The 542-nt window shown below is 45.9% G+C and carries 2 tRNA genes and 1 rRNA gene; all 3 read left to right on the top strand.

Going from position 1 to position 542, the window contains the following annotated elements:
• Window positions 1-62 (top strand): 16S ribosomal RNA (locus tag QMX84_RS26325); the annotation flags it as partial.
• 122 nt (window positions 63-184) lie between these two features.
• Window positions 185-261 (top strand) — tRNA-Ile (locus QMX84_RS26330).
• A gap of 30 nt (window positions 262-291) precedes the next feature.
• A tRNA-Ala gene (locus QMX84_RS26335) sits at window positions 292-367 on the top strand.
• The last annotated feature ends 175 nt before the right edge of the window (window positions 368-542 follow it).

The following is a 542-nucleotide window of genomic DNA, read 5'->3' on the forward strand; positions in this document are numbered from 1 at the left end:
TGACTGGGGTGAAGTCGTAACAAGGTAGCCGTAGGGGAACCTGCGGCTGGATCACCTCCTTAATCGACGACATCAGCTGCTCCATAAGTTCCCACACGAATTGCTTGATTCATTGAAGAAGACGATAGAAGCAGCTTTAAGCTACAAGCTGATAGCTCACGCTAACAGTTGCAAGCTCGAAATTGGGTCTGTAGCTCAGTTGGTTAGAGCGCACCCCTGATAAGGGTGAGGTCGGCAGTTCGAATCTGCCCAGACCCACCAATTTTGTGTGGAAAGTACCTGTAGAAATATGGGGCCATAGCTCAGCTGGGAGAGCGCCTGCCTTGCACGCAGGAGGTCAACGGTTCGATCCCGTTTGGCTCCACCATAAACTGCTTCTGCATCGTAAAGCTTAGAAATGAGCATTCCATCAAATGATGGTGAATGTTGATTTCTGATCTTTTGATTAGATCGTTCTTTAAAAATTTGGGTATGTGATAGAAAGATAGACTGAATGACACTTTCACTGGTGTTTATTCAGGCTAAGGTAAAATTTGTGATTC

The organism is Pseudomonas sp. PS01297, from assembly GCF_029959305.1.
Taxonomy (GTDB): Bacteria; Pseudomonadota; Gammaproteobacteria; order Pseudomonadales; family Pseudomonadaceae; genus Aquipseudomonas; species Aquipseudomonas helleri.